General features: G+C 64.2%; 11 protein-coding genes. 4 read left to right on the top strand and 7 right to left on the bottom strand.

All coding sequences use genetic code 11. The annotated features are described in order from the left end of the window. The 4 genes from AC5JJ6_RS25590 to AC5JJ6_RS25575 form a co-directional block, all read right to left on the bottom strand. Positions 1–562: M20/M25/M40 family metallo-hydrolase (locus tag AC5JJ6_RS25590; RefSeq protein ID WP_496044777.1), on the bottom strand; the 562-nt coding region annotated here is incomplete at its 3' end. A gap of 78 nt (positions 563–640) precedes the next feature. Beyond that, positions 641–1,615, bottom strand: coding sequence for an Rpn family recombination-promoting nuclease/putative transposase (locus AC5JJ6_RS25585; RefSeq protein WP_496044776.1), 975 nt, complete (start codon positions 1,613–1,615; stop codon positions 641–643). A gap of 117 nt (positions 1,616–1,732) precedes the next feature. Beyond that, positions 1,733–3,010, bottom strand: a complete 1,278-nt coding sequence (gene preA, locus AC5JJ6_RS25580) for an NAD-dependent dihydropyrimidine dehydrogenase subunit PreA (RefSeq protein WP_496044775.1) — start codon at positions 3,008–3,010, stop codon at positions 1,733–1,735. A gap of 35 nt (positions 3,011–3,045) precedes the next feature. Continuing rightward, entirely contained in the window at positions 3,046–4,413 is a 1,368-nt protein-coding gene (locus AC5JJ6_RS25575) for an NAD(P)-dependent oxidoreductase (RefSeq protein ID WP_496044774.1), read from the bottom strand. Positions 4,414–4,526: 113 nt separating this feature from the next. On the opposite strand from AC5JJ6_RS25575, the gene AC5JJ6_RS25570 reads away from it, so the two are divergent. The 3 genes from AC5JJ6_RS25570 to AC5JJ6_RS25560 all read left to right on the top strand — a co-directional run bounded on the left by AC5JJ6_RS25570 (position 4,527) and on the right by AC5JJ6_RS25560 (position 7,046). After that, positions 4,527–5,198 (top strand): TetR/AcrR family transcriptional regulator, encoded by a 672-nt coding sequence (locus AC5JJ6_RS25570; RefSeq protein WP_496044773.1) that lies wholly within the window; start codon positions 4,527–4,529, stop codon positions 5,196–5,198. Continuing rightward, positions 5,195–5,962, top strand: a complete 768-nt coding sequence (locus AC5JJ6_RS25565; RefSeq protein WP_496044772.1) for a DeoR/GlpR family DNA-binding transcription regulator — start codon at positions 5,195–5,197, stop codon at positions 5,960–5,962. The genes AC5JJ6_RS25570 and AC5JJ6_RS25565 overlap by 4 nt, the downstream gene beginning before the upstream one ends. A 289-nt stretch (positions 5,963–6,251) precedes the next feature. Continuing rightward, positions 6,252–7,046 (top strand): metallophosphoesterase family protein, encoded by a 795-nt coding sequence (locus tag AC5JJ6_RS25560; RefSeq protein WP_496044771.1) that lies wholly within the window; start codon positions 6,252–6,254, stop codon positions 7,044–7,046. 12 nt (positions 7,047–7,058) lie between these two features. Here AC5JJ6_RS25560 and AC5JJ6_RS25555 read toward each other — a convergent pair whose 3' ends face one another. Continuing rightward, positions 7,059–7,544, bottom strand: a complete 486-nt coding sequence (locus AC5JJ6_RS25555) for a YajQ family cyclic di-GMP-binding protein (RefSeq protein ID WP_496044770.1) — start codon at positions 7,542–7,544, stop codon at positions 7,059–7,061. 187 nt (positions 7,545–7,731) lie between these two features. Here AC5JJ6_RS25555 and AC5JJ6_RS25550 point away from each other — a divergent pair, with 187 nt between their 5' ends. Then, entirely contained in the window at positions 7,732–8,157 is a 426-nt protein-coding gene (locus AC5JJ6_RS25550) for a hypothetical protein (RefSeq protein ID WP_496044769.1), read from the top strand. A gap of 15 nt (positions 8,158–8,172) precedes the next feature. Here AC5JJ6_RS25550 and AC5JJ6_RS25545 read toward each other — a convergent pair whose 3' ends face one another. After that, positions 8,173–8,802, bottom strand: coding sequence for an HAD hydrolase-like protein (locus tag AC5JJ6_RS25545; protein WP_496044768.1), 630 nt, complete (start codon positions 8,800–8,802; stop codon positions 8,173–8,175). A gap of 83 nt (positions 8,803–8,885) precedes the next feature. Next, on the bottom strand, positions 8,886–9,825 hold a 940-nt coding region (locus tag AC5JJ6_RS25540; protein ID WP_496044767.1), incomplete at its 5' end, for a xanthine dehydrogenase family protein molybdopterin-binding subunit.

The raw sequence follows: 9,825 nt of genomic DNA, 5'->3' as shown, positions 1-9,825 counted from the left end.
CGAAGAAGGCGCCCAGCTTATGGTCTCCCGCCTTCTCGGTGCCGCGATAGCCGATCCGGTCCAACTCCTCGCCGAAGCTCTTGCCCTCACGGTCCTTGCGGCTGTCGGCATAGTCGCGCGTGAAGACCCCGGCGAACACGCCGGACGCCAGCATGGCCGGCGCGAAGCGGGAGCCTTCCTCGTTGGTCCAGTCGATCACCTCGATCGGCGCATTGGTTTCGTACCCGGTGTCCTTCAGCGTCCGCAGGACCTCCAGCCCCGAAAGCACCCCCAGGATGCCGTCGAACTTGCCGCCGGTCGGCTGGGTATCCAGGTGGCTGCCCATCGCGATGGGCGGCAGCGAGTTGTCCTTGCCGGGACGGCGGGCGAAGATGTTGCCCATCTCGTCCACGGTGACCGTGCAGCCGGCTTCCTCGCACTGCGCCACGAACCAGTCCCGCACCTGCCGGTCCAGATCGGTCAGCGTCAGACGGCAGACGCCGCCCTTGGCCGTGCCGCCGATCTGCGCCGTTTCCATGATGCTGTCCCACAGCCGCTGTGCGTTGATCTGAAGGTTATGCATGATCTTCCCTGTCAGGCGTGCTTATCGCTTCTTCGTAGCAAGGAGGGTGCCATTGCGGCCCCTCAGGGTTCGAAAGCGTCAGGAATTATTGGAAGGCGGCGCCGCGAACACCTCGTCGAGCGTCTTGGCATCGAAAAGTGCGTCCGCCCAAGCGCCATGTTCCTCCTGGCTCCCATCCATGACCCTCTGCCTATATGAATCCGGCATAGGACCGAATCGCCGAGTCATCAGACGAAGAAGCAGTTCAGCCCGGCCTTCGATACGGCCTTCAAGGACGCATTGCTCTGCGATCGACATGAGGCGTTCCGCCTTTTGAGGCACGACTTCGGTCAACATTTGGCGCAGCACTCCCTTCTTCAGTCCGTTAGGCTCCATCATCACGAAACGGACGAGCACGACGATCTCGTCGTCCAACTCCTCCGCCAGCGCTTCCCGGATCAGCATCTTCAGGATCTCTCGGATATCGCCATCGCGGGCGCCGTATTTGAGAACCTTGAAGCCGAACCGCAGTACCCGGTGCCTCGACAGAATCCCGCTATCCGTCTGGCTCAGATCGACCAGAGTATAGCGCAGATCGGGCAGCCAGGGGCGTATCTCGTCGTCGTCCCCGCCTTCCGTCGCACCTGCCAGAGTCAGTGGTACGGTCCATCTCTCCTCGCCATTGTAGACGACGATCGAAAACAGTGCCGGAAGCTTCCGCAGACGCCCGTTTTCGTCGCGCCCCTCCATCTTGTCCCACCAGTTCAGGATCTGGGCATCGTAGCCCAGAAGCTGAAGCGTGGTCCGATGGTCGGGCGAGGACTTATGCTCGACCAGCGTATAGACCAGGACCGGTTGCCCTTCCCTCGTCCGCGTCCGGTAGAGCCGGTCGGGCCGGCGCTCCTCCAACTCGTCGGAGATGAAGGAGGTCGGCAGCGACTCCGGCTCCTCATCCGCAAGCCGCCGGGCAATCGCCGCCGGCAGCCGCTCGCGGAGCAAGGCCAGCGCGGTGCCCGGCTGATCGAGCAGGCGCTTGAAATAGGCGTCGTGGCGGTGGAACAGGCGGGTTGGCACGGCGTGTTCGATTCAGGAACGGGAAAGACCGCCCCGTCATCGCACATATCGAATGGGGTAGCCACAGCCACCCGCACACGATGGAATTCCGCCGCACCCATGCTTGTCCTCCCTTCCCTACTCCGCCGCTTCCCGCCGCATCGGGTTGTTCGGGTGCTCCTTCCACGTCATGTACGAAGAGCCGTCGTCCAGCCGCTCCATCGTGATGCAGTCCTCCACCGGGCAGACATGCATGCACAGGTTACAGCCGACGCATTCTTCCTCGATCACCTCGTAGCGCCGCCCGCCATCGATCCTGAGCGCCGCGATCGACTGGTGCGAGGTGTCCTCGCAGGCGATGTGGCACAAGCCGCACTTGATGCAGGTGTCCTGATCGATCTTCGCCACGATCTTGTAGTTGAGGTTCAGGTCTTCCCAGTGGACGTAGTTGGGGATCGCCATGCCGGTGAACGCCTTGACATCGGCGAAGCCCTTGCCGTCCATCCAGTTGCTCAGCCCATCGGCCATCTCCTCGACGATCCGGAAGCCGTGATGCATCGCGGCGGTGCAGACCTGCACCGTACTGGCGCCGAGGCTGATGAACTCCGCCGCGTCCCGCCAGGTGGAAATGCCGCCGATGCCGCTGATCGCCATGCCCTGGCATTCGGGATCGCGGGCGATATCGGCCACCATCCGCATCGCGATCGGCTTGACCGCCGGTCCGCAATAGCCGCCATGGGTGCCCTTGCCATCGACCACCGGCGTCGGCGCCATGACGTCGAGATCGACCGACATGATCGACTGGATCGTGTTGATCAGCGAGACCGCATCGGCCCCGCCCCGCTTGGCCGCCCGCGCCGGTCCCAGGATATTGGTGATGTTGGGCGTCAGCTTGACGATCACCGGCATCCGGCTGTGCTGCTTGCACCAGCGGGTGACCATCTCGACATATTCCGGCACCTGCCCCACGGCGGAACCCATGCCGCGCTCCGACATGCCGTGGGGGCAGCCGAAGTTCAGTTCGATGCCGTCGGCCCCGGTATCCTCCACCTGGGCCAGGATGCGCTTCCAGCTTTCCTCCTCGCACGGCACCATCAGAGAGACGACGACCGCCCGGTCCGGAAACTGGCGCTTGACCGACTTGATCTCCTGAAGGTTGATGTCCAGCGGCCGGTCGGTGATCAGCTCGATGTTGTTGAAGCCTGCGACCCGCGTGCCGTTGTAGCTGAACGCGCCGTACCGCGACGACACGTTCACAACAGGCGGGTCCTCTCCCAAGGTCTTCCAGACCACGCCGCCCCAGCCGGCCCGGAAGGCGCGGACGACGTTGTATTCCTTGTCGGTCGGCGGGGCCGAGGCCAGCCAGAACGGGTTGGGCGAGCGGATGCCGACGAAGTTGCTGACGAGATTTGCCATGATCCTGTTCTTCCCTGCTTATCTGTCCGCCGCCGTCATGAATTGGTCAGCAGGCGATGGATCGCCCGCGCCGCCACCTTGCCGTCCTGCACCGCCGAAACGGTCAGGTCGATCCCGCCGATACAGTCGCCGCCGGCGAACACGTTCGCCAGCGACGTCTGCCGGTCCTCGTTCACCGCGAACCGCCCGTCCGGCTGGAACTCCAGGATCTCCGCGAAGCCTTCTTCGCCGACCGCCGAGGGCACGAAGCTCTGGCCGATCGCCTTGAACACCATGTCGGCCGGAACCCGGAAGACCTCTCCCGTCCCCGCCAGCCTGCCGGCCTCGTCGAGCACCGTGTACTCGAACTCGACTTCCCTCAAGGAACCGCCAGCGCCCAGCAGGGCTCGCGGCTGAGCCCAGTACTTGATCCTGACGCCGTTGGTCTGAGCCCACTCCTGCTCCGCCCCGGTCGCCGACATGGATTCCGGCCCGCGCCGGTAGACGATGGTGACATCCTCCGCCCCAAGCCGCTTCGACTGGGTGGCGACGTCGATGGCGGTGTTGCCGCCGCCGATTACGACGATCTTGCGCCCGACCGGCAGCACCGACTTGTCCGGCGCCTGTCGAAGCGCCGCGATGAAATCGACTGCGTTGCTGACGCCCGCCAGATCCTCGCCGGCGATCCGCAGCGCATTCACGGCGTTGTGCCCGATGCCCAGAAAAACGGCGTCGTAATCGGCCCGAAGCTGCGCCAGCGTAATGTCGCGCCCCAGCGCCTTGCCGTACTCGACGGTGACGCCGCCGACGGACAGGATGAAATCGACCTCCCGCTGCGCGAAGTCGTTGGTCATCTTATAGGCGGCGATCCCGTACTCGTTCAGCCCGCCCGCTTTGGGCTGCATCTCGAATACCGTCACGTCATGACCGTGAAGCGCCAGCGCGTGGGCACAGGACAGCCCCGCCGGCCCGGCGCCGACCACGGCGACCTTCCGCCCGGTCGGTTCGGCGCGGGTGAAGGGTTGGATCTCCCGGTCGAACAGCCAGTCCGTCGCATAGCGCTGGAGAGCGCCGATGGTCACCGGCTTGTGCTCCTGCGCCGTCCGGACGCAGGCCTGCTCGCACAGGATCTCGGTCGGGCAGACGCGGGCGCAGGTGCCGCCCATGATGTTGTCTTCCAGGATCGTGACCGCCGCCCCCTTGACGTTGTCGGTCGCGATCTTGGCGATGAAGCTCGGGATGTCGATCCCGGTCGGGCACGCCTCCATGCAGGGGGCGTCGTAGCAGAAATAGCAGCGCGCCGCCTCGATCAGCGCCTGTTTCCGGTTCAGCGGCGGTGTGGCATCGTCGAAATTGACTTCGTACTCCCGTGGCGAAAGCCGTCCGGGAGCGATATCAGCCGGCACGTCCATCACGCTCGTCATCCCGCCTGCTCCTGTTCCGTTTGTTGGTATGTTTGGATGGATGCTATAAAGAAATTGACCGCTTGGTCAACTTGTTTCAAAAATGTAGAAAAATGGGACGGAATGCTGCTCAGATGAGCGACCTGATGAATAATTCGGCTTCACCGCGCACCACTGCTTCCCGTGGCCGTATCCGGCGGGAAAACGAAGCCCGTATCCTTGAAGCGGCCGAGCGGGTCTTTGCCGAAACCGGCCTTGCCGGCGCCACCATGTCGCAGATCGCCCAGGCGGCCGGCCTGCCCAAGGCCAACCTGCACTATTACTTCGGCACCAAGGAGCAGCTTTATCAAGCCGTCCTGACCGCCATACTGGAACTCTGGCTCGACGCCACCGACGCGATGCTGCCCGAAAGCGATCCGGCGCTGGCCTTGGCCGGATACGTCCGCGCCAAGATGCGCCATTCCCGAACCCGCCCCTTTGCCTCCAGGGTGTTCGCCAACGAGCTGCTGAGCGGCGCTCCCTTTCTGACCGACTACCTGGAGATCGATTTGAAGCAGCGGGTCGAAGCCAAGTCGCGCATCATCGCGGGCTGGATCGCCGAGGGGCGGATGGCGGCGCTCGACCCCCGCCACCTGTTCTTCATGATCTGGGCGATGACCCAGACCTATGCCGATTTCGCTGTTCAGATCCGGGCAGTGATGAGCGTCGAAAGCCTCGACGATACCGCCTGGGATGAGGCCACCGACGAAGTCATCACATTCGTGCTGCGCGGCTGCGGCATCACGCCGGCGGCATCAGCGCCATGAAGAGCGATACACGCCAGCAGCAGATCCTGGACCTCGCCGGGCGGCAGGGCTTCGTCTCGATCGACGGGCTGTCCCGCCAGTTCGAAGTGACGCCCCAGACCATCCGCCGCGACATCAACCAGCTTTGCGACCAAGGATTGCTGGAACGCCACCACGGCGGCGCCGTGCCCCGCTCCAGCACCCACAACGTCGATTACGTCGAACGCAAGGCGCTGGGGTCGGAAGCCAAGCGGGCCATCGGCCGGCTGGTCGCCCGCCACGTTCCGGAAGGCGTCTCCCTCTTCATCAATATCGGCACGACGACGGAGGCGGTCGCACAGGAACTGGTCAACCACAAGGGCCTCAGCGTCATCACCAACAACCTCAACGTCGCGGCCTTCCTGGCGTCGGGCACCGACCTCGACGTGCTGGTGGCGGGCGGTCTGGTCCGCAACCGGGACGGCGGCATCATCGGCGAGGCGACGATCGACTTCATCAACCAGTTCAAGGTCGATATCGGCATCATCGGGATCAGCGGCATCGACCTGGACGGCACGCTGCTCGACTTCGACTATCGGGAGGTGCGCGTTGCCCAGGCGATCATCCGCAACGCCCGCACCGTCTTCCTCTGCACCGACCACAGCAAGTTCGGCCGCAACGCTATGGTCCGGCTGGGCCATATCGGCGAAGTCTCGGCCCTGTTCACCGACAAGGCGCCGCCGCCGCCGCTGGCCGAGGTGCTGAGCGCGCATGGCGTGGCCGTGCATATCGCCAAGCCGGAATAAGCCGCCGGTTTGGGCAACAGCCTACCGATTGAGCACTCGTCCGGTCCCATACTGCTCGCACGACTTCCGAAAACCGTTTGCGGTGCCGGATGCATCTCTGGCCCGCGTCTTGCGATCCGTTCAAGCCTTGCGGATACAAACGAAATAACCCATTGGCTGTGACTTGAGATCCGCACAGTCTCAGTACCGCTTCGGCATGCGGAAAACACCTCGACAAAGCTGGTCCAAGCTCCTGATAGGCCTCGAATTAGCCATCGTGAGCACTTATTTCTTGGACCGGAGGGACTTGATGAGTTTACCGGAGAGATCTGCCAACGTGGTGTTGAATTTTCTGCGCAAACGTCAGGATGAGGAGCAGGTGGCAGCGACCGTGCCGCGAGGCATCCGGGTCTACGCGATCGGCGACATCCACGGCCGCGCGGACCTGCTGATGCGCCTGCTCGACATGGTGACCGAGGATGCCAGGGCGGCGCCCGACCCCGTCAACTATCTGGTCTACCTCGGCGATTACGTCGACCGTGGGCTGCATTCCCGGCAGGTCATCGACATCATGATCGGCGGTCCGCCCGCCACCTTCGGCGCGGTGCACCTGCGCGGCAACCACGAAGCGACCTTCGAGGAGTTCCTGACCAACCCGGCCGTCGGGCCCGGCTGGTTCAAGTTCGGCGGCCTCGCGACCCTTCACAGCTACGGTGTCCAGATACCGTCCGGACTGACCCAGCAGGAGCGCATCGCCTATGCCCAGCAGGAATTGCGGAAGGCGATGCCGCCGTCGCATGTCAGCTTCCTCAGCCATCTGCGGCCGAGCCTGACCATCGGCGACTATTTCTTCACCCATGCCGGCGTCAAGCCGGGCGTGCCGCTGAACCGTCAGGACCGCGAGGACATGCTGTGGATTAGGGAGGAGTTCCTGACCTCCAATACCGATCATGGCAAGGTCGTCGTCCATGGCCACACGATCAGCGAACTACCGGAAATCCGGAGCAACCGGATCGGCATCGATACCGGAGCCTACGCCAGTGGCCGCCTCACCTGCCTCGTGCTGGAAGGCGACCGCCGCCGCTTCATCGCCACGGAACGCTAGTAGCGGAAAACGCTAGTCGCGGAAATTGATGTACTGAAGGGGCTGTTCGATCTTCAGGCCCTTGACCATCGCGATGGCGGCCTGAAGATCGTCGATCTTCTTGCCGGTGACCCGCAGCTCGTCGCCCTGGATCGACGCCTGGACCTTCATCTTGCTGTCCTTGATCGCCTTGGTGATCTTCTTGGCCAAGTCCTTGTCGATGCCCTGCTTGACGGTGATGACCTGCCGGACGCTGTCGCCCGCGGCCTTTTCCGGCTTGCCGTAATCCAGGGCGCCCGGATCCAGCTTGCGCCGCGTGAAATGGACGACCAGCAGTTCGTGCATCTGCTTCATCTTCAGGTCGTCGTCGGCCAGGAGCGTCAGCTCGTTCTCCTTGCGCTCGATCGAGCAGCGCGACCCCTTGAAGTCGTAGCGCTGCCCGATGTCGCGGATCACCCCATCCAGGGCGTTGTCGACTTCGGCAATTTCGGTCTTCGATACGATGTCAAAAGACGGCATGGTCTTCCCGTATGCTGGCAAAATGGGCTGCTGGCGAACAGGACGCGACCCTAGCACGCCCTACGGCAAAAGCCATACTCTCCGGAACCCGTGCTCCCCAGCAGCTGCGATGAGCGTTGAAAACAAGGCGGACCGGAACACCTGATACAGCTAAAATCGCTCAAGCAACACCAACAGGAGGACAAGAATGCCCCACCTCGACCGCGACAGCTTCATCGCCTTGCTCGACCGCCTCGGCGATCCCGACGAGGCCGAGGTGCTGGCAACCGCGCGGGAAATCGACCGTCGCGTCCGGGAAAGCGGCATGACGTGGAGCGAACTGCTGGCCCCGCCTCCTTCGGCGGCACGCGGCGAAGGTTATGACGATTATCGCGGCGCCTTCACCGATGACGACCTGTTCGACATCGATCAGCCCCGCCCCAGGGAAGGCTATGCCGGCGACACCGCCCTGATCGACGAACTGCTGGCCAACCAGGACCTGGCGCCGGAAACCCGCCAGGAGCTGCTGGACTTCAAATCGGATATGGCCGAGGGGGAGTTCACCGACATGGACGCCAAGTACCTGCGCGGCCTGCACGCCCGCCTGACCCGGCAAACGCACCCCACCGCCTGAGGTGCCCGGCGGCGCCTATCCCCGGATCGCCGCCGCGATATCGCCGACCGACGTGAACATGCGGTCCGGAGCCTGGGCCTCCAGCAGTTCGGGCTTGGCATAGCCCCAGGACACGGCGGCGAACGGGATGCCGAGGCTGCGCGCCGCCTCGGCATCCCGGACCTCGTCGCCGATGCAGATCGTCTTGTGCGCCGGCACGCCGCTCCGCCGCAGGACCTGCCTGAACTTCGGCGGCTTGCCGAAGATCGATGCGCCGCAGGCGTAATGGTCGATCAACCCGGCGTTCCGATGCCCCAGAACGCGCCGGACGTTCTCTTCCGAATTGGACGTCACGACGGCAATCCGCATGTCCACGGCCTTGAGATCCCGCAGCATTTCCGGGACTCCGTCGAACAGTGCGATGCCGTCGATGTCGGCGGCCATCATCCGCCTCATATAGGCCGCGATCATCGGCATCTTCCACAGCGGCACGCCGAGCCGGCGGATGATCTCCCGGTTGCCGACGCCTCTCAGCGTCTCGAACTCCGCGTCGTTCAGGGGACGGAAGCCGTAATTCCGGGCCACGCCGTTGAAGACGCTGCGGAACCACGGCAGGCTGTCGGCCAGGGTGCCATCGAAGTCGAAGATGGCGAGGCGGTATTTCATGAGAGATGTCTCAGGGTGTGAAGGCGGAACCGCCGCGACGGTACCCATTGCCGCGACGGTCCGCAATCCACCTCGGACGCTGCTTACTCCGCCGCCTGCGCCGGAGCCTTGTCCTCACCCGCCCCCATCACCTTGTCGATCGTGATCGGCAGGTGGCGGATACGCCGGCCGGTGGCGTGGAAGATGGCGTTGGCGATGGCGGCCGCCGTGCCGACGATGCCGATCTCGCCCAGCCCCTTCACTCCGATCGGGCTCGCCTTGTCGTCCTGCTCCTCGACGAAGATCACGTCGATGTCGTAGACGTCGGCATTCGCCGGGATGTGGTACTCGGCGATGTTGTGGTTCATGAAGCGGCCCAGCTTCTTGTCCATCAGGCTTTCTTCGTGGAGCGCCATGCCGATGCCGAACACCACGCCGCCCAGGATCTGGCTGCGGGCCGTCTTCAGGTTGAGGATCTTGCCGGCGGCTACCGCATCGACGATCCGTGTCACGCGGATGACCCCAAGCTCCTCGTCCACCCGGACCTCGGCGAAGATCGCGGAGTGGGTGTAGCCGGAATACTTCTTCTTGGTTTCCGGATCGGGAGCCGTGGTTTCCTCCGCCGAGATCTCGCGCTCTCCGCTGGCCGCCATGGCATCCGCCAGGGTCACGAACCGCGACGGGTCGCCGGACACGGAAATCCGGCCGTTCTCGAACATGACGCGGTCGATGCCGAAGTTGGCGAGCGGCGAGCCCTCCACCTTGCGGGCATGGTTGAAGAGGGTCTCCCGGACCTTATGGCAGGCGGCCGTGACAGCGGTGCCCGCCGAAGCCGCCGCCCAGGAACCGCCCTCGACCGGCGATTTCGGCAGCGACGAGTCGCCGATCTTGACCGTAACGTCTTCGATCGGAACGCCCAGTTCGTCCGCCGCGATCTGCGCCAGGATGGTGTAGGTGCCGGTGCCGATATCGGCGGTCGCGGTCGCCACCTCCACCTTGCCGTCGGCGTTCAGGACGGCGCGGGCGCTGGTTTCCTGCATCATC

Source organism: Skermanella sp. (genome assembly GCF_059503625.1).
Note: the sequence above shows the minus strand (reverse complement) of the source record. Positions and strands in the feature narration are given on the sequence as shown.